Source organism: Bradyrhizobium sp. 190 (genome assembly GCF_023073415.1).
Lineage (GTDB): Bacteria > Pseudomonadota > Alphaproteobacteria > Rhizobiales > Xanthobacteraceae > Bradyrhizobium.
On the sequence record NZ_JADPJL010000028.1, the window covers coordinates 22,100 to 48,033 of the forward strand.

Annotated in this window: 24 protein-coding genes and 1 tRNA gene; 11 read left to right on the forward strand and 14 right to left on the reverse strand. The window is 64.1% G+C overall.

Going from position 1 to position 25,934, the window contains the following annotated elements:
- Positions 1-76 precede the first annotated feature (76 nt).
- From addB to IVB22_RS18530, 5 genes are all read left to right on the forward strand, one after another.
- On the forward strand, positions 77-3,223 hold the full coding sequence (addB, locus tag IVB22_RS18510) for a double-strand break repair protein AddB (RefSeq protein ID WP_247518736.1): 3,147 nt from the start codon (positions 77-79) through the stop codon (positions 3,221-3,223).
- The gene (gene addA, locus IVB22_RS18515; RefSeq protein ID WP_247518737.1) at positions 3,217-6,714 is read left to right on the forward strand and encodes a double-strand break repair helicase AddA; all 3,498 of its coding nucleotides are present in this window, start codon (positions 3,217-3,219) and stop codon (positions 6,712-6,714) included. The genes addB and addA overlap by 7 nt, the downstream gene beginning before the upstream one ends.
- Before the next feature lie 105 nt (positions 6,715-6,819).
- Positions 6,820-7,140 carry a thioredoxin gene (gene trxA / locus IVB22_RS18520; RefSeq protein ID WP_016847387.1) on the forward strand — a complete coding sequence of 107 codons (321 nt, stop codon included), beginning with the start codon at positions 6,820-6,822 and terminating at the stop codon, positions 7,138-7,140.
- 64 nt (positions 7,141-7,204) lie between these two features.
- On the forward strand, positions 7,205-8,287 hold the full coding sequence (locus tag IVB22_RS18525) for an ATP-dependent DNA ligase (protein ID WP_256467433.1): 1,083 nt from the start codon (positions 7,205-7,207) through the stop codon (positions 8,285-8,287).
- Between the two features lie 234 nt (positions 8,288-8,521).
- Positions 8,522-8,983 (forward strand): DUF2231 domain-containing protein, encoded by a 462-nt coding sequence (locus tag IVB22_RS18530; protein WP_247518738.1) that lies wholly within the window; start codon positions 8,522-8,524, stop codon positions 8,981-8,983.
- A gap of 90 nt (positions 8,984-9,073) precedes the next feature.
- Here IVB22_RS18530 and IVB22_RS18535 read toward each other — a convergent pair whose 3' ends face one another.
- The 10 genes from IVB22_RS18535 to rpsA all read right to left on the reverse strand — a co-directional run bounded on the left by IVB22_RS18535 (position 9,074) and on the right by rpsA (position 19,231).
- On the reverse strand, positions 9,074-9,817 hold the full coding sequence (locus IVB22_RS18535; protein WP_247518739.1) for a metallophosphoesterase: 744 nt from the start codon (positions 9,815-9,817) through the stop codon (positions 9,074-9,076).
- Between the two features lie 276 nt (positions 9,818-10,093).
- Positions 10,094-11,434, reverse strand: coding sequence for a folylpolyglutamate synthase/dihydrofolate synthase family protein (locus tag IVB22_RS18540; RefSeq protein ID WP_247518740.1), 1,341 nt, complete (start codon positions 11,432-11,434; stop codon positions 10,094-10,096).
- A complete protein-coding gene (gene accD, locus IVB22_RS18545) occupies positions 11,431-12,372 on the reverse strand; it encodes an acetyl-CoA carboxylase, carboxyltransferase subunit beta (protein WP_247518741.1) in 942 nt (313 codons plus the stop codon). The genes IVB22_RS18540 and accD overlap by 4 nt, the downstream gene beginning before the upstream one ends.
- Before the next feature lie 103 nt (positions 12,373-12,475).
- Complete coding sequence (trpA, locus tag IVB22_RS18550) at positions 12,476-13,312, reverse strand: tryptophan synthase subunit alpha (RefSeq protein WP_247518742.1); 837 nt, start codon at positions 13,310-13,312, stop codon at positions 12,476-12,478.
- Positions 13,309-14,526: a tryptophan synthase subunit beta gene (gene trpB, locus IVB22_RS18555; RefSeq protein ID WP_247518743.1), complete on the reverse strand. Its 1,218-nt coding sequence runs from the start codon at positions 14,524-14,526 to the stop codon at positions 13,309-13,311. Before trpB ends, trpA begins: the two co-directional genes overlap by 4 nt.
- Entirely contained in the window at positions 14,523-15,182 is a 660-nt protein-coding gene (locus tag IVB22_RS18560) for a phosphoribosylanthranilate isomerase (RefSeq protein WP_247518744.1), read from the reverse strand. The genes trpB and IVB22_RS18560 overlap by 4 nt, the downstream gene beginning before the upstream one ends.
- 57 nt (positions 15,183-15,239) lie before the next feature.
- Positions 15,240-15,632 (reverse strand): LapA family protein, encoded by a 393-nt coding sequence (locus tag IVB22_RS18565; protein WP_247518745.1) that lies wholly within the window; start codon positions 15,630-15,632, stop codon positions 15,240-15,242.
- A 76-nt stretch (positions 15,633-15,708) separates the two neighbouring features.
- Positions 15,709-16,014 carry an integration host factor subunit beta gene (locus IVB22_RS18570; RefSeq protein ID WP_057837498.1) on the reverse strand — a complete coding sequence of 102 codons (306 nt, stop codon included), beginning with the start codon at positions 16,012-16,014 and terminating at the stop codon, positions 15,709-15,711.
- Between the two features lie 170 nt (positions 16,015-16,184).
- Positions 16,185-17,165, reverse strand: coding sequence for a signal peptide peptidase SppA (gene sppA, locus IVB22_RS18575; protein ID WP_247518746.1), 981 nt, complete (start codon positions 17,163-17,165; stop codon positions 16,185-16,187).
- Between the two features lie 365 nt (positions 17,166-17,530).
- Positions 17,531-19,231: a 30S ribosomal protein S1 gene (rpsA, locus tag IVB22_RS18580; protein ID WP_212417156.1), complete on the reverse strand. Its 1,701-nt coding sequence runs from the start codon at positions 19,229-19,231 to the stop codon at positions 17,531-17,533.
- 489 nt (positions 19,232-19,720) lie between these two features.
- On the opposite strand from rpsA, the gene IVB22_RS18585 reads away from it, so the two are divergent.
- A complete protein-coding gene (locus IVB22_RS18585; protein ID WP_247518747.1) occupies positions 19,721-19,891 on the forward strand; it encodes a hypothetical protein in 171 nt (56 codons plus the stop codon).
- Between the two features lie 35 nt (positions 19,892-19,926).
- On the opposite strand, the gene cmk is transcribed toward IVB22_RS18585, so the two are convergent.
- From cmk to aroA, 3 genes are read right to left on the reverse strand one after another with little or no spacing between them, the layout of a single operon-like run.
- Positions 19,927-20,556, reverse strand: a complete 630-nt coding sequence (cmk, locus tag IVB22_RS18590; protein WP_247518748.1) for a (d)CMP kinase — start codon at positions 20,554-20,556, stop codon at positions 19,927-19,929.
- 6 nt (positions 20,557-20,562) lie between these two features.
- Complete coding sequence (locus tag IVB22_RS18595) at positions 20,563-20,880, reverse strand: hypothetical protein (protein ID WP_247518749.1); 318 nt, start codon at positions 20,878-20,880, stop codon at positions 20,563-20,565.
- A gap of 10 nt (positions 20,881-20,890) precedes the next feature.
- Positions 20,891-22,228 carry a 3-phosphoshikimate 1-carboxyvinyltransferase gene (aroA, locus tag IVB22_RS18600; RefSeq protein ID WP_247518750.1) on the reverse strand — a complete coding sequence of 446 codons (1,338 nt, stop codon included), beginning with the start codon at positions 22,226-22,228 and terminating at the stop codon, positions 20,891-20,893.
- 143 nt (positions 22,229-22,371) lie between these two features.
- Between aroA and IVB22_RS18605 the strand changes: the two genes are divergently transcribed.
- The 3 genes from IVB22_RS18605 (at position 22,372) to IVB22_RS18615 (ending at position 23,436) form a co-directional block, all read left to right on the forward strand.
- Positions 22,372-22,797 (forward strand): TIGR02300 family protein, encoded by a 426-nt coding sequence (locus IVB22_RS18605; RefSeq protein ID WP_214488112.1) that lies wholly within the window; start codon positions 22,372-22,374, stop codon positions 22,795-22,797.
- 91 nt (positions 22,798-22,888) lie between these two features.
- Positions 22,889-22,964 (forward strand) — tRNA-Ala (locus IVB22_RS18610).
- Positions 22,965-23,103: 139 nt separating this feature from the next.
- Complete coding sequence (locus IVB22_RS18615) at positions 23,104-23,436, forward strand: GIY-YIG nuclease family protein (protein WP_247518751.1); 333 nt, start codon at positions 23,104-23,106, stop codon at positions 23,434-23,436.
- Here IVB22_RS18615 and IVB22_RS18620 read toward each other — a convergent pair.
- A complete protein-coding gene (locus tag IVB22_RS18620) occupies positions 23,350-23,808 on the reverse strand; it encodes a MarR family winged helix-turn-helix transcriptional regulator (protein ID WP_247518752.1) in 459 nt (152 codons plus the stop codon). The genes IVB22_RS18615 and IVB22_RS18620 overlap by 87 nt on opposite strands.
- Positions 23,809-23,973: 165 nt before the next feature.
- Here IVB22_RS18620 and IVB22_RS18625 point away from each other — a divergent pair, with 165 nt between their 5' ends.
- The gene (locus tag IVB22_RS18625) at positions 23,974-24,399 is read left to right on the forward strand and encodes an organic hydroperoxide resistance protein (protein ID WP_247518753.1); all 426 of its coding nucleotides are present in this window, start codon (positions 23,974-23,976) and stop codon (positions 24,397-24,399) included.
- A gap of 198 nt (positions 24,400-24,597) precedes the next feature.
- A complete protein-coding gene (locus IVB22_RS18630; RefSeq protein ID WP_247518754.1) occupies positions 24,598-25,803 on the forward strand; it encodes a CaiB/BaiF CoA-transferase family protein in 1,206 nt (401 codons plus the stop codon).
- The last annotated feature ends 131 nt before the right edge of the window (positions 25,804-25,934 follow it).

A 25,934-nucleotide genomic window follows, 5' to 3' on the forward strand; every position in this document is an offset into this window, starting at 1 on the left:
GGGGGTTATCCGCGCCCACCCATGACCTACCCCTCTTACCTCCCTATATTGCCCCTGACCTCGAATCAGGAAGCCCATGCGCGTTTTCAGCGTTCCCGTCTCCGTGCCGTTCCTGCGCACCGTCATCGCGGCGCTGGTCGACGGCCGCCTCGTCGAAGGATTCGAGGCGCGCAAGGATCCTCTCAATCTCGCAACGGCGACGCTCTATTTGCCGACCCGGCGTGCCGGGCGGCTGGCGCGCGAGATCTTTCTCGATGAACTGAATACCGACGCGGCGATCCTGCCGCGCATCGTGGCGCTGGGTGACATCGACGAGGACGAGCTGGCATTTGCGGAAGGCTCCGAACAATTCAGCGGCGTGGCGCCGCTCGACATTCCGCCACGGCTCGGCGAACTGGAGCGCCGCCTGACGCTGGCGCATCTGGTTGCAGCATGGGCGAAAAGCCCGGTGTCGGCGCCGCTCGTGGTCGGCGGCCCGGCCTCGACACTGGCGCTCGCCGGCGACCTGGCGCGGCTGATGGACGACATGGTGACGCGCGGCGTCGCCTGGGAAGCGCTCGACAAGCTGGTGCCCGACCAGTTCGACAAATACTGGCAGCACTCGCTGGAATTCCTGCGCATCGCGCGCAAGGCATGGCCGGAGCATCTGAAGGAAATCGGCAGGATCGAACCCGCCGAACGGCGCGACCGCCTGATCGATGCGGAAGCAGCGCGCCTGACCGCTCATCATGAGGGACCGGTGGTGGCAGCCGGCTCGACCGGTTCGATGCCGGCAACCGCGAAATTCCTCACTGCCGTTGCCGGCCTGAAGCAAGGCGCCGTGGTGCTGCCGGGGCTCGACACCGATCTCGACGAGGAAGCTTGGCAGACGATCGGCGGCGTCAGGGACGCGCAGGGCAAATTCACCACGCAGCCCTCCTCGAACCATCCGCAATTCGCGATGCACGCCTTGCTGGATCGCTTCGGTATCAAACGGAGCGACGTCGAGATCCTGGGTACACCGGCACAACACGGGCGCGAGATGCTGGTGTCCGAGACGATGCGGCCGTCGAGCGCGACCGAACAATGGCACGACCGTCTGGCCCAGCCGGATGTCTCGTTAAGGATCGCAGGCGGCATGACCAAGCTAGCCGTCGTCGAGGCGCCCAACTCGGAGATGGAGGCGCTGGCGATTGCAGTGGCGATGCGCGAGGCGCGGCATCTGAACAAGTCGGCGGCGCTGGTTACGCCGGATCGCGCGCTGGCGCGGCGGGTGATGGCGGCGCTGAGGCGCTGGAATCTCGAGTTCGACGATTCAGGCGGCGACGCATTGATGGACACGCCAAGCGGCATTTTTGCCCGCCTCGCCGCGGAAGCTGCCAGCAAGGGGCTGGAGCCGCCAACGTTGCTCGCGCTGCTGAAACATCCGCAGTTTCGGCTCGGCGGCGCATGCGGCGCGTTCAAGCACGCCATCGAGATACTCGAACTGGCGCTGCTGCGCGGCACTCGGCCACAGGCAGGAACGGCCGGATTGGCGCGCGACTTCGATCGCTTCCGTGTGGAGCTCAAAAAGCTCAGGAGCCGTGAGACATCCTCGCTTCACGCCTCCGAGCCGCGCGCCAAATTAAGAGACGGCGAACTCGACCAGGCGCAGGCGCTGATCGCGGCGCTGCAGAAGGCGCTGTCGCCGCTGGAAATCATGGGCGCGTCAAAACCGTTCGATTTCGCCGAGCTGGCGCAACGCCATCGCGAAACGCTGATCGCGTTGTCTGCAGATCAAAACGGCGTTGCCGTTGTCTTCGAGGAAGCGCAGGGTTCGGCATTGTCAGCGGCGTTCGACGACCTGCTCGCTGAGCAAAAGCCGAGCGGCCTTATGGTGCAGCTCGGCGATTACCCCGATGTGTTCCAGACCGCCTATGCCGATCGCATGGTACGGCGGCCGGAATCGTCGAGCGCGCAACTACACATCTACGGCCAGCTCGAAGCGCGGCTGACCGAGTCCGATCGCATCATCCTTGGCGGGCTGGTCGAAGGCGTATGGCCGCCGGCGCCGCGGGTCGATCCCTGGCTGAGCCGGCCGATGCGCCATGAACTCGGCCTTGATCTGCCGGAGCGACGCATCGGCCTCTCCGCGCACGATTTTGCGCAATTGCTGGGAACGGACGATGTGATCCTGACCCATTCGGCGAAAGTCGGCGGCGCGCCGGCGGTCGCCTCGCGCTTTCTGCACCGCTTGGAGGCCGTCGCCGGCGAAGCGCGCTGGGACGCGGCCAAAAGCACTGGTGAAAATTACGTCCGCTTCGCCGCCGAACTCGACCAGCCCGACGCGGTCGTGCCTATCGAGCAGCCCGCACCGAAGCCGCCCGTCGCGACGCGGCCGACAAAACTGTCGGTCACGGCGATCGAGGATTGGCTGCGCGATCCCTACACGATTTACGCGAAGTATATCCTGCGGCTCGATCCGCTCGATCCCGTCGACATGCCATTGTCGGCGGCCGATCGCGGCTCGGCGATCCATGACGCGCTCGGCGAGTTCACGCAAGAATTCGCAGACGCGCTTCCCGCGCAGCCCGCGCTGGTGCTGCGCGGCATCGGTGAAAAATACTTTGCGCCGCTGATGGAGCGTCCCGAGGCGCGGGCGCTGTGGTGGCCGCGGTTTCAGCGCATCGCTACCTGGTTTGCGGACTGGGAACTGGCGCGGCGCGGCGAGATCGACAAAATCGTCGCCGAGATCGGGGGCGAGATCAAGATTCCGCTCGACAACGAACGCATCTTCACGCTGTCGGCGCGCGCCGACCGGATCGAGCAGCGCTATGACGGCAGCTTTGCGATCCTCGATTACAAGACCGGCCAGCCGCCGACCGGCAAGCAGGTCCGCATGGGCCTGTCGCCGCAATTGACGCTGGAGGCTGCGATCCTGCGCGAGGGCGGCTTTGAAAATATCCACGCAGGTTCATCCGTCGGCGAACTCGTCTATGTCAGGCTCAGCGGCAACAATCCGCCCGGCGAGCAGCGCTCGCTGGAGCTGAAAATCAGGAACAACGATACGCCGCAGCGGCCGGACGAAGCGGCGGACTACGCCCGCGAGCAGCTTGAAGCGCTGATCCGCAAATTCGAGAACGAGGAGACCGCCTACACGTCGCTGAACCTGTCGATGTGGTCGAACCGCTACGGCGCCTATGACGATCTCGCCCGGATCAAGGAATGGTCGGCGGCCGGCGGACTGGGGATCGAGGAATGGTGAAGGCTGCCCGTACCATTCCCGACGCCGTTCGCGCCACGCAGGCGCGCGCCTCCGATCCGGCGGCTTCCGCCTTCGTCTCGGCGAATGCGGGCTCGGGCAAGACGCATGTGCTGGTGCAGCGGGTGATCCGGCTGCTGCTCGACGACGTGGCGCCGGAAAAGATCCTCTGCATCACGTTTACAAAAGCCGCCGCCGCCAACATGGCGGAGCGCGTGTTCACCACCCTCGGCCATTGGGTGACGCTCGACGACGACGCGCTGGATGCGGCGATCCGCGAGGCCGGCATTCCGCATCCCGGCGCACGCTTGCGCAAATCGGCCCGCAAACTGTTCGCCTGCGCGCTGGAGACGCCGGGCGGGCTGAAGGTGCAGACCATCCACGCGCTGTGCGCGCGGCTGCTGCAGCAATTCCCGTTCGAGGCCAATGTGCCCGCGCGGTTTGCCGTGCTCGACGACCGCGACCAGAACGAGATGATGGAGCGCGCCAATCTCGGGGTTTTCCTCGAGGCGTCGCGCAACCCCGAAAGCGCGACGGGCCGCGCGCTCATGACGGCAATGGCGAGCGCCGCCGACGTCACCTTCAAGGACGTGGTGCGCGAGGCCTGCCTCAGCCGCGATCATTTCATGGCCTGGACGGACGCCGCCGGCAGCGCGCAGGCCGCCGCCGTGCAGATTTCGGCGGCGCTCGGCGTTGATCCCGATGATCGCCTCGAAGACGTCGAGCGCGAGATATTGGACGGACCGAACCTGCCGCGGTCGCGCTGGCAGGAAATCGCACAACTCCTGGATACCGGGAGCAAAACCGATCAGGGCCAGGCGGCGCAGCTTCGCGCCGCGTTGGCGTTTTCCGGTGCAGCCCAGGTGGACGAGTATCTCTGCGTGTTCCTCACGGACGCCGATCGCACGCCGCGCAAATCCGTCGTTACAAAGAACTTTGCGCGGGATAATCCTGCGGTAGGACGTCTGTTCGAATCCGAGATTGATCGCCTCGCGCCCCTGATCGCCAAACGCCGCGCGGTGACCGCCCGCGACCGCACCGAGGCGCTTCTGCATATCGCCACGGCTGCCGCCGCCAATTACCGCCGCGAGAAGCAGGAACGCGGCCTGCTCGACTATGACGATCTGATCGACAAGACGCTGGAAATGCTTGACCGCGTCTCCTCGGGCTGGGTGCATTACAAGCTAGACCGCGGCGTCGACCATGTGCTGATCGACGAGGCGCAGGACACCAGCCCGCGGCAATGGGACATCGTCGCGCATATCATCTCCGAATTCACCTCGGGCGCAGGCGCGCGCGACGGCGTGGTGCGAACGGTATTCGCGGTCGGCGACGAGAAGCAGTCGATCTTTTCGTTCCAGGGTGCAGCCCCGCGCGAATTCGACCTGCGCCGCCGCGCGTTGCAGAGGAAGTTCGAGGGCGCCGGGCTGAAGTTCGATCCGGTGTCCTTTACCTATTCGTTCCGGTCGGGACCGACGATCCTGCATGCGGTCGATCAGGTGTTTCGCGAGCAGGATATCTTTCGCAGCATCCATGCGGTCGATATCGGAAATCCGATTCATCACGCGCTGGCCGATGCCGGTCCGAGCCAGATAGATCTCTGGGAACTCGCGGAAGCGGACGACCGGCAGGACATCGAGGGCTGGCGTGCGCCGTTCGATGGCGTCGCCGCGACCAGCCCCGAAGTGAAGCTTGCCCGGCGCATTCAGGCCGAGATCAAGACGCTGGTCGGCAGCGGTGTAACAACCGGCAGCAAGGGCGACCGCCGACTGCTCCGCTATGGCGACATGCTGGTGCTGGTACGGCGGCGCGGCAACGCGTTCGATGCCGTGATCCAGGCGCTGAAGCACGCGGGTATCCCGGTCGCCGGCGCAGATCGCCTCAAGCTGACCGAGCACATCGCGATAATCGACCTGATGAATCTCGCTGATGCGCTGCTGCTTCCGCAGGACGACCTGGCGCTGGCAGTGGCGCTGAAGAGCCCGCTGTTCGGCCTTGGCGATGACGACCTGTTCAAGATCGCCTGGCAGCGCAAGGGATCGTTGCGCACGGCATTGGCTGAGCGCGCCGCGGCCGACGGCCGGCTGCGGGATGCACTGTGGCGGCTTGAACAATGCGAGCGCCGCTTTGCAAGCGAAACGCCGTTCGCGTTTTATGCCTGGCTGCTCGGCGGCGATGGCGGCCGCGCACGAATCCTGCGCCGGCTCGGACACGAGGCGAACGACGCGCTCGATGAGTTCCTGGAGCTGGCGCTGAACTATGAACGCAAGGCGCCCGCCTCGTTGCAGGGCTTTATGGCGTGGCTGCGCACGGCCGATCTCGAAGTGAAGCGCGACATGGAAATCTCGCGCGACGAGGTCCGCGTCATGACCGTACACGGCGCCAAGGGCCTGGAGGCTTCCGTCGTGTTCCTGGTGGACACCACGACGTCGCCCTCGGATACGCAGCGGCTAAAACTCATCAACCTGCCGCAGGGCAATGCCGATCCGCATGCGCCCGGCGTCGTGGTCTGGGCCGGCCGCAAGGCGGAGGATCCGCCGGCCGTCGTCGCGGCGCGCGCGGCGATGATCGGCGATACCGAGGATGAATACCGCCGCCTGCTCTATGTCGCGATGACGCGCGCGGCGGACCGCCTGATCGTTGGCGGCTGCCTGCCCGGCAACATGAGGAGTGTCCGGCCGCTATCCTGGTACGACCTGATCACCAAGGGGCTCGACGGTTCCACCCTGCTGCTTCAGGAGATCGAGACCGCGATAGGCCGGGTGAAACGCTATACGCGCCCCGAGGAGACCGCGCCGCCGGCCGCTCCCGCTGCGGCGCCGCCCGCGCCGGCGCCGCTGGTGCTGCCCTACTGGCTGCTGACCCCGGCCCAGCCTGAGATTTCCCCGGAAAGCTTGTTGCGGCCCTCGGACCCCGCAGACAGCGAGCGCCACCCGGTACGGACGGCCGAATCGCTCACGCAGCGCGCCCGCGCCCTGCAGCGGGGTACGCTGGTGCACCGTCTGCTGCAATCGCTGCCCGATATCGCCGCCGGGCGCCGCCGAGAGGCCGCGCTGGCCTATCTGGCCCGCAACGCCGATGGCTGGACCGAGGAGGAACGGCAGGCGCTGACCGAAAGCACGCTGGCCTTGATCGCAGATGCCCGCTTCGCAGCCGTGTTTGCCCCCGGCAGCCGAGCCGAAGTCTCGATCGTCGGACGGCTGGAGCGGCCGGGCGGCCGGCCGGCGCTGGTATCCGGGCAGATCGACCGCCTCGTGGTCACCGACAGCGAGGTCCTGATCGTCGATTTCAAGACCAACCATGCCCCGCCAAGCCGGCCAGACGGGGCGCCGAGGGGCTACGTCCGCCAGCTCGCGCTGTACCGGGCGGTGCTGGGCAAGCTCTATCCCCAGCGGGTGGTTCGAGCGGCGCTGCTTTGGACCGAAAGCGCTGAATTAATGGAGATTTCAGCCTCCGCGCTGGAGGCCGAGCTGGCATCCATCATCTCGGCGTGACCCGTGCTTGACCCGGCAGGATCGCGTTCATAGGTTTGATCCTATCATTGCGGGCGCGATTCTCATCCCGCGCCCCTTAATTCCTAACCGAACGAGGTAATTCCCATGGCCGTTGGCAAGGTTTCTGACGCCGATTTCGAAGCCGAAGTGCTCAAGGCGACCGGGCCGGTGGTCGTCGATTTCTGGGCCGAATGGTGCGGCCCCTGTCGCATGATCGCGCCTGCGCTCGACGAGATTTCCGGCGCCATGGGCGACAAGGTCAAGATCGTGAAGCTGAACGTCGACGAGAGCCCGAAGACGGCCTCGAAATACGGCGTGATGTCGATCCCGACCCTGATGATCTTCAAGGGCGGCGAGATGGCCTCCCGTCAGGTCGGCGCCGCGCCGAAGGCGAAGCTGCAGCAGTGGATCACCGCTGCGGTCTGATCGGTTCTTTGAGAATTTTTCCGACAACGGCCGGCGAATAGCCGGCCGTTTGCGTTGAGACGGTATGTCTCGCGTTGAAGAGTCCCTGAGCCTGCCATCCGGAAAGGCTCGCCGGCGACCCGCCCCGCTCGCGGCAATGGAGGCACGCTCGGTCGATGCGATCCCGCGCGGCCCGGAATGGCAGTACGAGCCGAAATGGGATGGCTTCCGTTGCCTGCTATCCCGCCACGGCGAGGCCGTCGATCTCCGTTCGAAGTCCGGCGAGGATCTCGCACGCTATTTTCCCGAACTGGTCAGCGCCGCGCTGGCGCTGAAAGCGGATGTATTCCTGCTCGATGGCGAAATCGTCGTGCCGCACGGCGAAGCGTTTTCGTTCGATGATCTGCTGCAGCGGATTCATCCCGCCGCGAGCCGGATCAAAAAGCTGTCGCAGGAAACGCCGGCGCTTTTTCTCGCTTTCGATCTGCTGGCGTCAGCGGCGAACAAGAAGCTCGCCGCATTACCCTTACGCAAGCGCCGCCCGGCGCTGCAAACCTTTGCGAAAACCCAGTTCAAATCGCACCCGACGTTTCGCCTTTCGCCGGTTGCGACGAGCTATGCGACCGCGCAAAAATGGCTGAAGCAATCCGGCGGCGGTTCCGACGGCGTGATCGCCAAGCGCGTCGACCTGCCCTATCAGGCCGGCAACCGCGATGGCATGCAGAAGATCAAGAAATTCCGCAGCGCCGATTGCGTGGTCGGCGGCTTCCGCTACGCCACCAACAGAATCGCGAACCGCAAGGTCGTGGGCTCACTGCTGCTCGGCCTCTATGACGATCAGGGACTATTGCATCATGTCGGCTTCACCTCCGCCATCAAGCAGGCGGACAAGCCGGCGCTGACGGACAGGCTTGAGCCGCTAATCGCGCCGCCCGGCTTCACCGGCAACGCGCCGGGCGGGCCGAGCCGATGGTCGACCGAACGTTCGGCAAAGTGGTGCCCGCTGGAGCCAAAACTGGTGATCGAGGTTTGCTACGATCATTTCAGCGGCGAACGCTTCCGCCACGGCACCTCCATCCTGCGCTGGCGGCCCGACAAGGCGCCGCGGCAATGCAGCTTCGACCAGCTCCGGCAGAAGGCCGCCGACCCGATGAAACTGCTGAAGTGAAGGTGCCGTAGTCTCGTGGCCCGGGTGGAGCGAAAGCGTAACCCGGGGAGCTCCCCTGCAGCGTTGAGCGCTATCCCGGATTGCGCTGCGCTCCATCCGGGCTACAGGCCCTATGTCGCGAAGCGGGCATTCCCTGACATTTGTTGCGACGCACCTGCCGGCTGTGACGGCTTCACGCAGGAACCCGCCTCATAACAGGCAGTTGAATACCTATTGCCACTTTAGGAGGCACATATGACAAACCCTAAATCGACTGCACAAATTGCAGGTCATCCGATCCATCCGATGCTCATTCCTTTTCCGGTCGCCTGCTTCGTCCTGGCCTTCGTTTCAGACGTGGCGTTCTGGAGAACCTCGAATGAGTTCTGGGCCAGCGCCTCGCTCTGGCTGTTGGGAATAGGCCTGATCATGGCCGCGCTCGCGGCGGTCGTGGGCGCGATCGATCTGATGGGAGACGATCGCATTCGCAATCTCAACGACGCGTGGCTGCACGCCGGCGGCAACGTCGTTGCGGTCGTGATCGCGCTCTACAACTGGTATTCGCGCTACACGGAAGGAACCTCGGCCATTATCCCGACGGGCCTGCTCCTGTCGTTCATCGTGGTGCTGATCCTGCTCTTCACCGGCTGGAAGGGCTGGGAGATGGTCTATCGCGATCACGTCGGCGTGTCCGATGTTGCCGATCAGCCGCGCTGAATAAGAGTTGTAGCCCGGGTGCAGCGAAGCGTAACCCGGGACTCTGCCGTTGCGGCACCAACTCCCGGAGTGCGCTTCGCTCCATCCGGGCTACACGTTGATCCATCCCGTCGCCAGCGCGGTGGCGAGTTCGACGTGGCCGTTCTGCCGCGCCAGCGTTGCCATCGCCTCATGATCATATGGCACGTGACGGAAGGTGACACGCCAGACGCCGTCGGCGAATTCGAGGATGGCATAGCGTGCATCCGGCGTGCCGGCTTCGATCACATGCGGAAACGGATGAGTATCGCGATAGCCGGGTGAACCGACGCTACCGGGATTGACGATCAATCGGCCATCGCGAAGCCTGACCGCGCGGGCGAGATGGGTGTGCGCGCACAGGATCAAGGACTGCGTGATGCCCTTGGCGTGCTCCTCGATCGCCTCCCGCGGGGACATTCGCACGGTGCCGTCGGGCAACACCGTCTCCAGCCAATAGACTTCGTCATGGTTGGGCGTCGCGTGACAGAGAAAGACCTGATCGCGAAACACGGCGGTCTTTGGCACGGCGCGCAGCCAGTCCAGATGGCGTTGTTCGAGCTGCGCATGGGCGGGGCGATCCCATGATCCCATTTTCTCCGGCGGCCGATCAATCAGGTAGCGATCATGATTGCCAAGCACGTGAACGGCGTCGAGCGCCATCAGCGCGTCCATGGTTCGCCGCGCGTCGAGCGGGCCGCTCGCCATGTCGCCGAGATTGACGATCTCACCAATGCCCTGTGCGCGGATGTCGGCCAACACGGCTTCCAGCGCGAGATAGTTTCCGTGCACATCGGCAATCGCGACAAAGCGCATGTTGATTCTCAATTCCAGCTATCGACAACTGACGTCACAACCTTCAAGAACGATACTATGACGATCTACCTCATTTGGGTGAAGCCGCCCCGCAACATCCCCCATTGGTTCTAGCGCGGAACCCGGGTTCCGACTCGCAGTCGGCGGGCGTCTTGGCTAGTCTTTGCAAAGACCGGGGCTGGAGAATTCATAAGCAATCAATTATTTCTACCCGGGCGGCCGCTGGAAGCAATTTCAGCGGCCATTTAATTTCTTCGGACTAATTTTTCTTCGGCGCTATCCCGGCGGCGTGCCGTTGATATCAAGCACATGGCCGGCGAGATAGAGCGAGCCGGTGATCAGGATGCGCGGCGGCACTTCGTAAGCCAACCGCGACAGCGCATGTAGCGCAGCGTCGACGCTTCCAGCATTTTCCACGCGCATGCCGAGCGCGCGCGCCGCATCCGCCAGCCTGTCCGGCGGCATCGCGTTGTCGCGTCCGGGAATCGGTATCGCCATGATGTGGCGCGTCAGGCCGGCGAAATTGGCGAGGAACGCGCCCGCATCCTTATTCGCCATCATGCCCGCGATCACCACCAGCGGGCGCGATACCCGCTCTTCGAGGTCGCCGAGCGCTGCAGCCGCGACGCGGCCGCCTTCTGCGTTGTGCCCGCCATCGAGCCAGATCTCACACCCCTTCGGCCCCTGATCGACCAGCGCGCCCGCGACCAGCCGCTGCATCCGCGCCGGCCATTCGGCGCCAACGATGCCGGCCTCGAACGCCCGCATTCCGATTTTGAACGCCTCGATCGCCCGCAACGTCGCAATCGCAAGACCGGCATTGTCGAACTGATGCCGTCCGAACAGCCTTGGCGCCGCAAGGTCCATCAGGCCACGCTCGTCCTGATAGACCAGCCGCCCGCGTTCGACGCCGACATGCCATTGCTGTCCCGCCGCATGCATCGGCGCGCGCATGCGCGTCGCCTGCGCCTCGATGACAGACATTGCCTCCGGCGCCTGCTCGGCACAAATCACCGGCGTGCCGCGTTTGATGATGGCGGCCTTTTCGCCGGCGATCGCGGTCAGCGTGCTGCCGAGGAATTCCATGTGATCCATGCTGACCGGCGCGATGACGGTCGCGATCGGCCGGTCAATGACGTTGGTGGCGTCGAGCCGCCCGCCAAGGCCGGTTTCCAGCAGCACGACATCGGCCTCATGCTCCGCGAACAGGCAAAACGCCGCCGCGGTCTCCATCTCGAAAATCGTGATCGGCTCGCCCGCATTGACCTGTTCGCAGTGCTCCAGCACCCGGCGCAACTCGGCATCATCAGCCAGCTTGCCGCCGCCCTCCTCGCCGATGCGGAAGCATTCGTTGATCCGCACCAGGTAGGGCGAGGTGTAGACGTGCACGCGCAGGCCTGCGGCCTCGAGGATCGCGCGAAGATAGGCGATGGTCGAACCCTTGCCGTTGGTGCCGGCGACATGGATCACCGGCGGCAGCGTCCGCTCCGGATGATCGAGCCGTTCCAGCAACCGGTGCATGCGATCGAGGCTGAGATCGATGCGCTTCGGATGCAAGGCAGCCAGCCGCGCGATCAATTCACCGAGCGGCTGGGATCTGGCGGCAGGTAGATTCACGCGTGGGGCGCAGCCGGCACGGCTTCCGGCGCCAAGACGATCTGGGCCGGGTCCGTGACCTGCGGCGCGGGCTTTGAAGCGACGTCGAGCGCCGGGGATTTGGTCAACAGCCGGCACAACCGCGCCAGCGTCGGACGCATCTCGTGGCGATGCACGACCATGTCGATCATGCCGTGATCGAGCAGATATTCGGCGCGCTGGAATCCTTCCGGCAGTTTCTCGCGGATGGTCTGCTCGATCACCCGCGCGCCGGCAAAGCCGATCAGCGCGCCGGGTTCGGCGATCTGCACGTCGCCCAGCATGGCATAGGACGCGGTGACGCCGCCGGTGGTCGGATTGGTCAGCACCACGATGTAGGGCAGCTTCGCTTCCCGCAGCATCTGCACGCCGACGGTGGTGCGCGGCATCTGCATCAGCGACAGAATGCCTTCCTGCATGCGCGCGCCGCCCGAGGCCGCGAACATGATGAACGGCGACTTCTTCTCCACCGCAAGCTCGAGCCCGCGCACGATCGCCTCGCCCGCGGCCATGCCGAGCGAACCGCCCATGAAATCGAAATCCTGCACCGCGACGACGACGCCGGCGCCCTCTAGCTTTCCGTAGCCGACCTTGATGGCGTCGTTCAGCCCGGTCTTGGCCCGGGCGTCCTTGATGCGGTCGACATATTTGCGCTCATCGCGGAATTTGAGCGGATCGGCCGTCACTTCCGGCAGCGCGATGTCGTACCAGGTCTCGTTGTCGAAGATCGACTTCAGCCGCGCTACCGCGCCCATGCGCATGTGGTAGTTCGAGCCGGGGATGACGAACTGGTTGGCCTCGACGTCCTTGTAGAACACGAGCTGCCCGGAATCCGGGCACTTGATCCACAGGTTCTCCGGCGTCTCGCGGCGCAGGATGTTGCGGATTTTTGGCCGGACGACATTGGTGAGCCAGTTCATGGTTCGCTCCGAAATGCGGCTAACGCATCAAGTGGAATATATGGCGGCCCGAATCACTCCGGGCAAGCCGCCCCTTTCGGTCCCATTGGCAGGGAATTGTGGCTTATTCAGCCGCCTGCTTCGCGCCCCGGACACCCTGCGCCAGGGAGGCCACGAGATCGGCCACCGCCGCGACCGTCTTGGTGGTCGCCTGCCCCTTCGTGTCCAGGCTATCACGCAACGCGTCGACCAGCGCGGTACCGACCACGGCGCCGTTGGCCTTCTCCGCAATCGCCCGCGCCGCCTGCGGGGTACGGATACCGAAGCCGACACACACCGGCAGCTTGGTGTGGCGCTTGATCCGCGCCACGGCATCCCCGACGACCGTCGAGTCGGCCGCAGCTGCGCCGGTGATACCGGTGATCGAGACGTAATAGACAAAGCCGGAAGTGTTCGCGAGCACGGCCGGCAAGCGCTTGTCATCGGTGGTCGGCGTCGCCAGTCGGATGAAGTTGAGCCCGGCCTTCAGCGCGGGAATGCACAGCTCCTCGTCCTCCTCCGGCGGCAGGTCGACGATGATCAGGCCATCGACGCCGGCCGTCTTGGCGTCGGCGAGAAACTTGTCGACGCCATAGATGTAGATCGGATTGTAGTAGCCCATCAGCACCAGCGGCGTTGTGTTGTCGTCCTTGCGGAAGCCGCGGACCATCTCCAGCGTCTTCTTCAACGTCATCCCGCCCTTGAGCGCGCGCAGGCCCGCCGCCTGGATCGACGGACCGTCTGCCATCGGGTCGGTAAAGGGCATGCCGATCTCGATGATGTCGGCGCCGGCCTTCGGCAGCGCCTTGATGATATCGAGCGACGTCGCAGGGTCCGGATCGCCGGCCATCAGGAAGGTGACGAAAGCCGAGCGGCCCTCTTTCTTGAGTTCGGCAAAGCGTGCGTCGATGCGGGTAGTCACTGCTTCTTGCCTTTCAAAATCTCCGTGATCTGCGGAATGTCCTTGTCGCCACGGCCGGACAGATTAACCACCATCAGATGATCTTTCGGCCGCTTGGGCGCGAGCTCCGTGACCTTGGCGATCGCATGCGCGGATTCCAGCGCCGGCGGGATGCCCTCCAGCCGCGACAACAGCATGAAGGCAGCGAGCGCTTCGTCGTCGGTCGCCGACAGATAGGTGACGCGGCCGGTCTCGTGCAGCCAGGAGTGCTCCGGCCCGATGCCGGGATAGTCGAGCCCCGCCGAGATCGAATGCGCGTCCTGGATCTGGCCGTCATCGTCCATCAGCAGATAGGTGCGGTTGCCGTGCAGCACGCCTGGACGGCCGCCGGCGATCGACGCCGCATGAAGCTGCGTCAGGCCGTGACCGGCGGCTTCGACGCCAAAAATTTCGACGGATGGATCATCGAGGAATGGGTGGAACAAGCCCATCGCATTGGAGCCGCCGCCGATGCAGGCGACCAGCGAATTCGGCAGACGGCCTTCGGCCTCTTGCATCTGCTTGCGAGTCTCGTCGCCGATCACGGACTGGAAGTCGCGCACCATCATCGGATAGGGGTGCGGGCCCGCCACCGTGCCGATGCAATAGAATGTGTTGTGCACGTTGGTGACCCAGTCGCGCAGCGCCTCGTTCATCGCGTCCTTCAGCGTGCGCGTGCCCGACTGCACCGGAACGACCTTGGCGCCCAGCATCTCCATGCGGAACACGTTCGGCGCCTGACGGGCTACATCGACTGCGCCCATATAGACCACGCATTCCAGCCCAAAGCGCGCGCACAGCGTCGCGGTGGCAACGCCATGCTGGCCAGCGCCAGTCTCGGCAATGATGCGCTTCTTGCCCATGCGCCGCGCGACCATGATCTGGCCAAGCACGTTGTTGACCTTGTGCGAGCCGGTGTGGTTGAGCTCCTCGCGCTTCAAATAGATCTTGGCACCGCCGAGATGCTCCGTCAGGCGTTCGGCAAAATAGAGCGGCGACGGCCGGCCGACATAATCCTTGAGGTAGCCGTTCATCTCGGCCTGGAACGACGGATCGGCCTTGGCCGCCGCATAGGCCTTTTCCAGATCGAGGATCAGCGGCATCAGCGTTTCCGCGACAAAGCGGCCGCCGAAATTGCCGAAATGCCCGCTCTCGTCGGGGCCGGTGCGGAAGGAATTGGGCAGGCTTGGATTCATCGGACCATCAATTCTTCGGTGGCGCGTGCGGCGCGAATGAAATTGCGGATCATCTCGGGATCCTTGATACCGGGCGCGCTTTCGACGCCGGAGGACACGTCGATGCCGCCGGCGCGGGTGACGCGAACGGCCTCCGCGACGTTGTCGGCGGAAAGCCCGCCCGAGACCATGAAAGGAAGTTTGAGATCGAGGTTTTCCAGCAGGTGCCAGTCGAACACGGCGCCTAACCCGCCGGGGCGGGTGGCGCCCTTGGGCGCGCGGGCATCGAACAGAATGCGATCGGCCGCGCTCGCATAGCCCGGCAGCGCCGCGAGATCCGCCGAGGTTTCGACCGCGATCACCTTCATGACCGGAAGTGCGAACTTCGCTTTGATGTCACGCACCCGTGCGATGGTTTCCTTGCCGTGCAGTTGCAACAGGTCCGGCTGCAGCGTCTCGACGATGTTTTCAAGCGTCGCGTCGTCGGCATCGACCGTCAGCGCCACCTTGGCGGCGCGGCCCTTGGCTTGCCGGCCGAGTTCCCGCGCGGTCTCGAGGCTGAGGTGCCGCGGCGACGGCGGAAAAAACACGAATCCCACCATGTCGGCGCCCGCCTCAAGCGCCGTGTCGAGCGTCTCGCGCGTGGACAGGCCGCAAATTTTGACGAGCAGGGACATGGTCTCTCAAGGGCGGGAGGCCGCCGTGGTAATTGGAACAAGCTGACGGGGCGGGTTCTACAACGTCGCGCCCTGCTTGTCTCGCCCTGTGGCCCCATAGAACCCGTACTGGGAGGGCGCCGGAAGCCGCTGCTGATCGACCCGGGAAACTGCCGCCGCAGCCCGCAAATCAGCCGTTTCCGCCCTTGCCCGGCGTGCATCCGCCTCATGCTGGCGCGCCGCGCGGCGCCAGTGGCGCTGGCGGAACCAGGTCGCCATGCCGCCCGCCGCCACCCCCAGAATGGCCACCGCAATGATCACGGCAAACAGCGGCATCGACACCGCGATCGCTGGATCGGTCGAATTGAAGGGATCGAACGACACCGTCACGAAATGGCGGTTGGCGACCGCAAAGACGATGAAGATAAGGCCTAACGGAATGACGACCAGCGCCGTGAAGAACTTTCGCATGACCATCTCTCGTAGTGATGGAGAAAGGCGGGGCCAAAGACCCGCAACACGGCTACATCCGGTCGAATCGAAAAGCCTACGCGCCGGCCTCGGGCGAGCTGTCGTCGCGGTTCAGCCGCTCGCGCATTTCCTTGCCGGTCTTGAAGAACGGGACGCTCTTCTGGTCGACCGGAACATGGGCGCCAGTACGCGGATTGCGGCCTGCGCGCGCGGGGCGATGCTTTACCGAAAAAGCGCCGAACCCGCGCAACTCGACACGATCGCCGCGCGCGAGCGCCGCGACGATCTCATCGAGGATCGCGTTCACAATGTTCTCCACATCCCGCTGATAGAGGTGCGGGTTGTGCTCGGCGATGCGCTGAACAAGTTCGGATTTGATCATCGAAGTTGGGATCCGGGATCGTGCGGATATCCATTTCCGTGAAAATACCTTGATCTGTCAAGACGCTAAATCAATTTTGGGCAACGCGAAAGCACGTAACATGCGTCCCGGAGGGATTTGTGACGACACCCGCAGTGCGGGAAAATGTGACAAAGAGCAGCCGGTGCGGCTCAGTTGGCGGCTGCGGGGCGCCACAGCGCCAACATGCCGTCCAGCGAGAGCTGATCGACCGCCTGAACAACGCCGGCCTGCTCGATCTGGCGCGCGATGGAACTCAGGCCGAGCGCATCGAATGTGATGGAAGCCGCCGCGCGCAGGAACGTCAGGTCCCCGAACTGCGGGTTAAGCTTGTAATCGCGCACTGGCAGATCGCTTTTGATCTTCTTTTCGGCAACCAGCCAGGCAACGGCTGCTTTTTCATCGCCGAGCTGATCAACCAGCTTCAGTTCCACCGCCTGACGGCCGGTGAAGACCCGCCCGTCCGCGACCTTTTCGAGCAGCGCGTCATCCATGGCGCGCCGCTCCTTCACCAGGCCGCGGAACCAGGCATAGGAATCCTTCACCAGCGCGTCGAGGGCGGCGCGCGCCTCCGGGCTGGTCGGTTCGAAGCCGTTGGGTGCGGCCTTCAACGGCGAGGATTTCACTTCCTCGACCTTGACGCCCACGGTCTTCATCAGCTCGGTGAAATTCGGAAACTGGAACAGCACGCCGATCGAACCGACCAGTGAGCTCTGGCGGGCGACGATATGATCGGCGGCCATCGCCGTGATGTAACCGCCCGACGCGGCCAGCCCCTCAACCACCACGACCAGCGGCTTCTTGGCCTTCAGGCGCACCAGCGCGTCATAGAGCTGCTCGGAGCCGGCCGTGGTGCCGCCAGGCGAATTGATGTGCACGATGACGGCCGCATGGCTCGTTTTCTCCAACCGCTCCAGCGCCTCGACGCGTTGCTGGTCGCTGCGGATCAGCCCTTCGATATTGACCCGCGCGATCGATCCCGATGCCGTCAGCGCAGCCGGCCCGCTCCTTGTCGCGATCGCGCCGACGGTGACGATCGCCGCGATCGCAACCAGGCCAGCCACGACGCGCCAGAAGGTCAGCTTGCGGCGGATCCTGCGGCGATCGACGATCACGTCCGAATCGAGCGACATCGAATTTCTCCTGAAGTCATCAGCGCGTTTTGCATCCGCAGCGCTAGCGAAGCGTTATCTGATTACATCAATTGCGACGCAATTTGAAGAAAACAAGGCCCTCTTCCTTCTCCCCTTGTGGGAGAAGGTGGCATAGGCGGCCGTCGGCCGCCGTACTTAGAAGAGGACGCCGATGCTTTGCATCGGCTATGGGCGCGAAGCGGCGGCGAGCCGGATGAGGGGTCTGTCTCCGCGGATAGAGACCCCTCATCCGGCGCTTCGCGCCACCTTCTCCCACAAGGGGAGAAGGAAGAGGCGGCGCGCCCCGAACGAAAAAGGCCCCGGTCGAAACCGGGGCCTGATGTCGCAGCCTGATAAGCTGAAACTTACTTGTCGCGGTTCTTGAGCGCGGTGCCGAGAATATCGCCCAGCGTCGCTCCCGAATCGGAGGAGCCGTACTGCGCGATGGCTTCCTTCTCTTCGGCGACTTCCAGCGCCTTGATCGAGACCTGCACCTTGCGGGCCTTCTTGTCGAACTGGATCACGCGGGCATCGACCTTCTCGCCGACGGCGAAACGCTCTGCGCGCTGATCGTTGCGGTCACGGGCCAGTTCGGAGCGCTTGATGAAGGTGGTGAAGTCGGTGCCCGAGATCTTCACCTCGATGCCGGCTTCCTTCACTTCGAGCACTTCGCAGGTCACGACCGCGCCCTTCTTGACGTCGCCCGGCTCGGCGAAGGGATCGCCTTCAAGCTGCTTGACGCCGAGCGAGATGCGCTCCTTCTCGACATCGACGTCGAGCACCACGGCCTTGACCATGTCGCCCTTCTTGAAGTTGTCGATGACCTGCTCGCCCGGAAGTTTCCAGTCGAGGTCGGACAGATGGACCATGCCGTCGACATCGCCGTCGAGACCCAGGAACAGACCGAACTCGGTCTTGTTCTTGACTTCGCCTTCGACGGTCGAACCGACCGGGAACTTCTCGACGAAGACTTCCCAGGGATTGCGCATGGTCTGCTTGAGACCAAGCGAGATGCGGCGCTTGACCGAATCGACTTCCAAGACCTGCACTTCGACTTCCTGCGAGGTCGAAACGATCTTGCCGGGATGCATGTTCTTCTTGGTCCACGACATTTCCGAGACGTGGATCAGGCCTTCGATGCCCGGCTCCAGTTCGACGAACGCGCCGTAGTCGGTGATGTTGGTGACGCGGCCGGTGAAGCGCGCGTTCAGCGGGTACTTCGCCTCGATTCCCTGCCACGGATCGTCCAGCAACTGCTTCATGCCGAGCGAAATGCGGTGGGTCTCGTGGTTGATCTTGATGATCTTGACCTTCACGGTCTGGCCGATGGTGAGCACCTCGGTCGGGTGATTGACCCGGCGCCAGGCGATATCGGTGACGTGAAGCAGGCCGTCGATGCCGCCGAGATCAACGAACGCACCGTAATCGGTGATGTTCTTGACCACGCCGTCGATCACCTGACCCTCTTCGAGGTTCTGCACCAGCTCCTGGCGCTGCTCGGCGCGGGTCTCTTCGAGAACCGTGCGGCGCGACACCACGATGTTGCCGCGGCGGCGATCCATCTTGAGGATCTGGAACGGCTGCGAGTTGTTCATCAGCGGCGCGACATCGCGGATCGGGCGGATATCGACCTGCGAGCGCGGCAGGAAGGCGACCGCGCCGTCGAGGTCGACGGTGAAGCCACCCTTGACCTGGTTGAAGATGACGCCGTGAACCTTCTCGTTGTTGTTGAAGGCCTTCTCGAGCTTGCCCCAGCTTTCCTCGCGGCGCGCCTTGTCGCGCGACAGCACGGCTTCGCCGAGCGCATTTTCGATCCGGTCGAGGAACACCTCGACTTCGTCGCCAACCTTGAGATCGCTTTCGCGGCCGGGGCCGGCGAATTCGCGCAGCGCCACGCGGCCTTCGGTCTTCAGGCCGACGTCAATGACGGCCATGTCCTTTTCAATTGCAACTACCTTGCCCTTGATGACGGAGCTTTCCTGCAGATTGCCGCCGGCGAAGGACTCGTCCAGCATTGCAGCGAAATCGTCACGGGTAGGATTATAAGAAGCAGCAGTCGAAGCCATTTGTTCTCCAATGCGGGATATTGCCGGCCGTTCGGGTTAAAGGGCGTATCGCGCGTGAAGTGTCAGGGGTCCGCGAACCCTGACGACCGCGTTTGCGGGAGGCGCAAAAGCGGGCCGGCAGCATGCCTGCACGTTCGGTACGTTTGATTTTATCCGGAGCCTGAAACGAGCGTATCGACTTCAAGAACCTGGAGCGGACTTTCCTCCAATGACGGCGGGGGTTCAAACCTCCCGCCGGCCCGCTCGGACAGCCCTGATCTTATCGATGGCGGCCCGGATGGCCGTGGATATAGCCCCAAGGGCCATTTTCGGCAAGCCGGAAATGCCCGCTTTACGGGCCCTTAAGGCTGACGGACGCTAACCATGGGCCCGCGCTTTCAACGCCCTGTTGACCGCATGAAGCGAAAGGTCCGCAGCCCTCGGCGGTATGGAACCCAACCTTAAGCGCCGCCCCACAGGATGGCACCGTCCAAAAACAGGGGTGCCACCATGAAGAGCCTGATCGCCGTGATCGCCATCGCCGTCTTTACCGTTGCCATTGCCGTTGCCGGCAAGCCGGCCGCTTTTGCGACCGATAAGGCGATTGCCGCGGCCAAGGCGAAGCCCGTCATGATGGCCGAACGGCAATTGCCGTTCGACCGCGAGCGCTCGAAGAACTGATCCTCGCCCTCGCCTCGCTTCCTCTAGCGAAACCTTCACCGTCCGGCGCGAACCGCCTCGACGATGGCGATGGCGGCCCGAACGCCGGCTTCGATGTCGAGATTTGAATTGTCGAGGATATGGGCGTCCTCGGCCGCCTTGAGGGGAGCGGCGGCGCGGTTCTTGTCCCGTTCGTCGCGCTTGAGGATATCGGCCAGAACCAGCGACTCGTCCGCGGATTCGCCGCGCGCCAGCGCTTCCAGCGTCCGGCGACGGGCCCGCACATGCGGGTCGGCGACCACGAAAATCTTCACATCGGCATTCGGGCAGATCACGGTTCCGATGTCGCGCCCGTCGAGCACGGCGCCCGGCGGATCGGCTGCGAACTGGCGCTGAAAATTGACCAGGGCCTGACGCACGCTGGGAATTGCCGACACGACAGAGGCGGCATCGCCGATGCGCTGCGTCTTCAACTCGGGGTGGCCGAACTTTTCGGGATCGAGCTCCATGGCAGCCGCCACCGCCCGCGCCTCGTCGGTGAGGTCAAACCCTTCGTCCAGCAGCGCTTTCGCCACCGCGCGATAGATCACGCCGGTGTCGAGATGGCGATAGCCGTAATGGTGAGCGAGCCGTTTGCCGAGCGTGCCCTTGCCGGATGCCGCCGGTCCGTCGATGGCGATGATCATGATACCCTATTGCCTGGATGGATACGGGCCGCGCGCGCGACGCAGCGGCCGTTCTTCGGTGAAAATGTTGCGCGATGCAAACTCGGCGGGGCTGCTGAAGGTCAAATATTCGCGCATGGCATCCGAAGGGTCTGCCGCTGTAAACCAGGGGCGATCAAGTTTGGACACGTCAACATCTTCCGTAGCGAACCGGAAATTGCTTGCCAACATCAGCGCCGAACCGTCGTAAATCGCGATCTGCAGCTTCGTTCCCGCCTGCGCCGCTGCACGGCCGATCCTGTCGAAGGCGTCGAGTAGCGCGTCGCGGTCGAAGCCTGCACTCATCGCGCCTGCCTCATGAAAACTCCGCCCCCAGCGACCGCATCATCGGGATGAAATCCGGAAAGCTGGTGGCGATGAAAGCCGTGTCGTCGACCCTGACCGGCTTGTCGGCGGCCAATCCCATCACCAGCGCCGACATCGCGATGCGGTGATCCATGTGGGTCGCGACGAGGCCGCCGCCGGGCACGTGGCCGCGGCCCTCGACGATCAAATCGTCGCCTGCGATCTCGACCCTGACGCCGTTGACGCGCAGCATGGCGGCGGTGGCCTCGAGCCGGTCGGATTCCTTGACGCGCAATTCCTGAAGGCCGCGCATGACGGTGGTGCCTTCGGCGAAGGAGGCTGCGACCGCCAGCACCAGATATTCGTCGATCATCGAAGGCGCGCGCTCCGGCGGCACCTCGACGCCGCGCAGTTTTGAGGCGCGCACGCGCAAGGTCGCCATCGGCTCGCCGGCGTCGCCGCGGACTTCGCTTTCCTCGATCGAAGCGCCCATCTCGCGCAGCGTCGCGAACAGGCCGGTCCGCAGCGGATTGGTCATGACGTCGGAGAAGGTCACGTCGGAGCCTTCGACGACCAGCGCCGCCACGATCGGGAATGCGGCCGAGGACGGATCGGCAGGCACCACGACGTCAGCGCCATGCAATTCAGGCTGGCCCGTCAGCGCGATCTTGCGGCCGTGGCTGCCTTCATTGACGGAGATGATCTCGGCGCCGAAATGTTTCAGCATCAGTTCGGTGTGGTCGCGGCTGGCTTCCTGCTCGATGACCGTGGTGATACCAGGCGCGGCGAGCCCCGCCAGCAGCACCGCCGACTTGATCTGGGCCGAGGCCACCGGGGTCCGGTAGAGGATCGGCACGGGATCGCGCGCGCCGTGCAGCGTCAGCGGCAGGCGGCCGCCTTCCTTGGCCTCGCCGGCTTTGGCCCCCATCAACTCCAGAGGATCGAGGATCCGGCGCATCGGGCGGGACCGCAGCGAGGCGTCGCCGTCGAACACGGCCGTAATCGGGCATCCGGCCACCGCCCCCATCACCAGCCGGCAGCCGGTGCCGGAATTGCCGAAATCGAGCGGAGCGGCCGGCTGGGCAAAGCCCGCCACGCCCACACCGTCGACCTTCCAGGCGAACGGCCCGGTCCGCTCGACCTTGGCGCCCAGCGCCTGCATGGATTTGGCGGTATTGAGGACGTCTTCGCCCTCCAGCAGGCCAGAAATTGTGGTTTCGCCGACCGAAAGGGCCCCCAGGATGAGGGCGCGGTGCGAAATCGACTTGTCGCCGGGAACGCGGACTTTACCGCTCAAAGCGCCGCTTGCGCGGGATTCCAGCGGGGTTTGGGTGGTTGAATCGGTCAAGATTGGGGTCCTCTGCGGGGGCGGCAGTACCACATGGGCCCCACCGCGTCACGCGGCCGTCAAATGCGACAAACCGCTATTGACACCGGCCCCTCAACTAGCCAAGTGAAGCACCGTTTTTCAGAATTTCCCAGGATCCACACGTGGCCAAATCCGATCTCGGAACCAAACGCATTTGCCCGACGACGGGTAAGAAATTCTATGATCTCAACAAGAACCCGGTGATCTCGCCCTACACTGGCGAGGTCGTGCCGATTGCGCCGATTGCGCCACCGCGGGCTGCCCGTGGCGATGCCGCACGCGCCGCGGCTGCCGCTTCGGCCACCGCCGCTGCCGATATGCCGGAGGCCGCCGAGGCCGAAGAGTTGGTCTCGCTCGAGGAGGCCGACGCGGAGGAGAATACCGGCAAGGTCAAGGCCGTGGTTCCCGAATCGGAAGACGATATCGAGATCGACGAAACCATCGAGGGCGATGACGACGACGATTCCACCTTCATTCCCGACGAGGAGGAAGGCGATGAGGACGTCACCGACATCATCGGTGATGTCGGAGGCGACGAAGAGACTTGAGATCGGCCCAGAACTGTGTTCTGGGTCTCCCCCGCAAGTCGCCCAAGGCTTGCGGGAGCATGGTCGAAGAAGACCGTGCCCTGACTGTGACGGGGCCATAGCTCAGCTGGGAGAGCGCTTGCATGGCATGCAAGAGGTCGGCGGTTCGATCCCGCCTGGCTCCACCACGCTTCGCCCTTCGGGCTTCGCGTGGCGCAGCCACGTGATGGCCGAAGGGCGAAGCGTGGTGCCCGGCGTAGCCCGCAGGGCGAAGACGGGCTGGTAGACGTTGCGTGATATCCTCTGATCGCGATCTCGCGGATTATCATGTGGTACGTCTATATCATCCGCAGTATCAGCTTTCCCGATCAGGAATACATCGGCGCAACCGCAGATTTGAAGCGACGGTTACCCGAGCACAATGCCGGAAAATCCGCGCACACTGCCAAATTCAAACCTTGGGAATTGATTTGGTACTGCGCCTTTCCTGACAAGTACAAAGCGCTAGCCTTCGAGAAATATCTCAAATCCCATTCCGGCCGAGCCTTCGCGAAAAAACGCCTCCGACCGGCCCTACTCCCCCAACACCGCATTCAACCGGTCGCGCAGCGCGACGATCTCGTTCTTCATCGCCACCAGTTCGCCGACCGAGCAGGCTGATGCCGCGAGGATCGATTGCGGCACCGCTCTCGCTTTCTCCCGCAGCGCATCGCCCTTTGGCGTCAGCGCGATCAGCACCTGCCTCTCGTCCTCGGTGCTGCGCGTGCGCTTGACCAGTTCGGCCGCCTCCAGCCGCTTCAGCAGCGGCGTCAGCGTGCCGGAATCCAGCAGCAGCCGTTCGCCGATGTCCTTGACCGGCACACCGTCGCGTTCCCACAGCACCAGCATGACCAGATATTGCGGATAGGTGAGACCGAGTTTGTCGAGCAGCGGCTTGTAGACGCGGTTGAACGCGTGCGCGGTGGAATACACCGCGAAGCAAATCTGATTATCGAGCCGGAGCGGAAGGTCTGCTGCAGATTTCCTGGCCATCACGTCCTCGTCAACGAGCAGCGCCCAGACCCTGATATGGTGGCTAAGCGCTTGATTTCAATTGCATACAATTAAATCGCGCAGCCTGCAACAATTTATATTGCGCACAATCTAGTTGCGTGCAATATATCGTTCATCGAAACGGCAAACCCAAGGGAGACCGATATGTCCGTGAACGTGCTCTACAAGACCAGCGCCAAGGCCACCGGCGGCCGTGACGGCACCGCCGCGACCCTCGATGGCGCGCTCGACGTCAAGCTCACGACCCCGAAGGAACTCGGCGGCGGCGGTGGCGCCGGCAACAATCCCGAGCAACTATTCGCGGCCGGCTATGCCGCCTGCTTCATCGGCGCGATGAAATTCGTCGCTTCGCAGGGCGGTCCGAAGGTGCCCGCTGACGCCACAGTGACCTCCACTGTCGGCATCGGCCCGCGTTCGGAAGGCGGCTTTGGCCTCGATATCGACCTCGCCGTCTCGCTGCCCGGCGTTCCCAAGGCGGAAGCGGAAGCCCTTGTCGCGAAAGCGCATCAGGTGTGCCCCTACTCCAACGCCACCCGCGGCAACGTGGATGTGCGCCTGACGGTCGTGTAACGACCGGCGGTTGTGTAAGACGACGTCCGAACGGCCCGCCGCTGATACCGGCGGGCCGTTCGCGCGCCTCACGGAATTTTCCGCAGGCTTTGCTACGGCAGCTACGTCATGCGCCTTTGCGCGAGACGCCATTGCCGCCGCGCCTGAAGACCGCTAGCTCAAGACCTCGATTTTCTCCTTGAGCGAAGGTTCTTGTCCATGAGTTCTGCAGCCGCTCCCGGCGCAATGACCGGCCTGCGCGTCATCGATCTCACGCGCGTGCTCGGCGGCCCCTATTGCACGCAAATCCTCGCCGACCACGGCGCCGACGTCATCAAGGTCGAACCGCCGGCCGGCGACGAGGTGCGCGACTGGGGCCCTCCGTTCCACGAGGAGGACGCAGCCTATTTCGTCGGCATCAACCGCAACAAGCGCTCGATCGGGCTCGACCTCGCCTCCGAGGGCGGCCGCGCCGTTCTGCTGAAGATGCTGGAGACCGCCGACGTCCTGATCGAGAATTTCAAGCCGGGCACGCTCGACAAATGGGGCATCGGCAACGACGTGCTGCGCGCGAAATTTCCAAAGCTGGTGCATTGCCGGATTTCCGGCTTCGGCGCCGACGGCCCGCGCGGCGGCAATCCCGGCTATGACGCGATCATTCAGGCCATGACCGGCATGATCGCGGCGACCGGCTCGCCCGAGAGCGGCCCGATGCGAATCGGCGTTCCGCTGGTCGACATCACCACCGGGCTTTACGCGGCGATCGGAATCCTGATGGCGCTGTCGGAGCGGCAGCGGTCGGGTCTCGGTCAGTTTCTGGAAACCACGCTGTATGAAACCGGCCTTGCGATCATGCATCCGCACACCGCGAATTATTTCATGCATGGCAAGCCGCCTGGCCTGACCGGCAACGAGCATCCGAACCTCGTGCCATATGCGATCTTCCCGACCAGGACCGATGACATCTTTATCGGCGTCGGCAATGACGGCACCTTCCGCAAGCTCGCCAAGGAAATCGGCAAGCCCGAGCTCGGCACCGATCGACGCTTTGCCCGCAACAAGGACCGCATCGCCAACCGCGACGCGCTGCGCGCCGAACTCGCCGCCGTGTTCAGCCAGCACGAGGCCGAGCCGCTCTGCAATCGCCTGCTGGCGGCCGGCCTGCCGGCAGGCCCGGTGCAGAAGATCGACCAGGCGCTGACCAATCCGCATACGCTGCATCGCGGCGATATCATTGAGAAGGATTGGTACAAGGGCGTCGCCTCCCCGATCCGGCTCGAGCGGACCAAGCCGAGCCTACGCCGGACGCCGCCGAAGTTCAGCCAGCACACATCAGAGGTGCTGGGCGAGTTCGGCTATTCGAAGAGCGAGATCGAAGCGCTGGTAGCCGGGCGCGCGGTCTGCGGCGCCGAGCGCAAGCGCTGAGGCACAATTTCGTTGTCGTCCCTGCGTTCGCACTAGCTGATTCACACATCTTTGAGGGTTTCCCACGCGGAGGCGACGCCCAAGAAGTATTGGAGGCCATGCCTGATGGTGATGGGGCCGGGTTTGGTGCG

Coding starts and splice junctions, on each gene's coding strand:
- addB (WP_247518736.1), top strand. CDS start 77: ATGCGCGTTTTCAGCGTTCCCGTCTCCGTGCCGTTCCTGCGCACCGTC.
- addA (WP_247518737.1), top strand. CDS start 3,217: ATGGTGAAGGCTGCCCGTACCATTCCCGACGCCGTTCGCGCCACGCAG.
- trxA (WP_016847387.1), top strand. CDS start 6,820: ATGGCCGTTGGCAAGGTTTCTGACGCCGATTTCGAAGCCGAAGTGCTC.
- IVB22_RS18525 (WP_256467433.1), top strand. CDS start 7,205: ATGTCTCGCGTTGAAGAGTCCCTGAGCCTGCCATCCGGAAAGGCTCGC.
- IVB22_RS18530 (WP_247518738.1), top strand. CDS start 8,522: ATGACAAACCCTAAATCGACTGCACAAATTGCAGGTCATCCGATCCAT.
- IVB22_RS18535 (WP_247518739.1), bottom strand. CDS start 9,817: ATGCGCTTTGTCGCGATTGCCGATGTGCACGGAAACTATCTCGCGCTG.
- accD (WP_247518741.1), bottom strand. CDS start 12,372: ATGAACTGGCTCACCAATGTCGTCCGGCCAAAAATCCGCAACATCCTG.
- trpB (WP_247518743.1), bottom strand. CDS start 14,526: ATGAATCCAAGCCTGCCCAATTCCTTCCGCACCGGCCCCGACGAGAGC.
- IVB22_RS18560 (WP_247518744.1), bottom strand. CDS start 15,182: ATGTCCCTGCTCGTCAAAATTTGCGGCCTGTCCACGCGCGAGACGCTC.
- IVB22_RS18565 (WP_247518745.1), bottom strand. CDS start 15,632: ATGCGAAAGTTCTTCACGGCGCTGGTCGTCATTCCGTTAGGCCTTATC.
- IVB22_RS18570 (WP_057837498.1), bottom strand. CDS start 16,014: ATGATCAAATCCGAACTTGTTCAGCGCATCGCCGAGCACAACCCGCAC.
- sppA (WP_247518746.1), bottom strand. CDS start 17,165: ATGTCGCTCGATTCGGACGTGATCGTCGATCGCCGCAGGATCCGCCGC.
- rpsA (WP_212417156.1), bottom strand. CDS start 19,231: ATGGCTTCGACTGCTGCTTCTTATAATCCTACCCGTGACGATTTCGCT.
- IVB22_RS18585 (WP_247518747.1), top strand. CDS start 19,721: ATGAAGAGCCTGATCGCCGTGATCGCCATCGCCGTCTTTACCGTTGCC.
- cmk (WP_247518748.1), bottom strand. CDS start 20,556: ATGATCATCGCCATCGACGGACCGGCGGCATCCGGCAAGGGCACGCTC.
- IVB22_RS18595 (WP_247518749.1), bottom strand. CDS start 20,880: ATGAGTGCAGGCTTCGACCGCGACGCGCTACTCGACGCCTTCGACAGG.
- IVB22_RS18615 (WP_247518751.1), top strand. CDS start 23,104: ATGTGGTACGTCTATATCATCCGCAGTATCAGCTTTCCCGATCAGGAA.
- IVB22_RS18620 (WP_247518752.1), bottom strand. CDS start 23,808: ATGGCCAGGAAATCTGCAGCAGACCTTCCGCTCCGGCTCGATAATCAG.
- IVB22_RS18625 (WP_247518753.1), top strand. CDS start 23,974: ATGTCCGTGAACGTGCTCTACAAGACCAGCGCCAAGGCCACCGGCGGC.
- IVB22_RS18630 (WP_247518754.1), top strand. CDS start 24,598: ATGAGTTCTGCAGCCGCTCCCGGCGCAATGACCGGCCTGCGCGTCATC.